Source organism: Stenotrophomonas maltophilia group sp. RNC7, assembly GCF_030910085.1.
In the GTDB taxonomy this organism is placed as follows: Bacteria; Pseudomonadota; Gammaproteobacteria; order Xanthomonadales; family Xanthomonadaceae; genus Stenotrophomonas; species Stenotrophomonas sepilia.
The window spans coordinates 1-426 of sequence record NZ_JAVFVN010000980.1 but is presented as its reverse complement, the minus strand read 5'-3'; the positions used below and the strand labels follow the sequence as shown (position 1 = coordinate 426).

The window sequence follows — 426 nt, the reverse complement described above, 5'->3', positions numbered from 1 at the left end:
TTTTTGATCCACCCTACTACAAAAAGGGGCGAGGGTTATATACAAACTTTTATAACCACGGAGACCACGATAATCTAGCAAAAACAATTAATAGTACGATGGCTAATCGCAAATGGATTGTTACCTACGATACAACTAGTGAAATTAAACAGATGTATTCTAAGTATGATTCAATTACCTTTAATTTATCGTATACATTACAAGAAAAAAAGAATGGCTCAGAATATATGTTTTTTTCTAAGAAAACAAATCGATTAGACAATGAACATGAGTTATTAAAAATTGTCAAAAATAGAGACTAATTTATAATAGTCGGGGTGTTGTCATGAGTACTAAAAGTGAGTATAAGACCGTCGATATATCCAATATTTTAAACTATGCGGAAAATCCTAGGCATGATGTAGGTACTAACGAAATCGATACTAT

General features: G+C 31.2%; 1 pseudogene. It reads left to right on the top strand.

The window, feature by feature from the left end:
• Positions 1 to 302 (top strand): annotated as a pseudogene (locus RCF13_RS25270) (hypothetical protein); the annotation flags it as partial.
• Positions 303 to 426 lie beyond the last annotated feature (124 nt).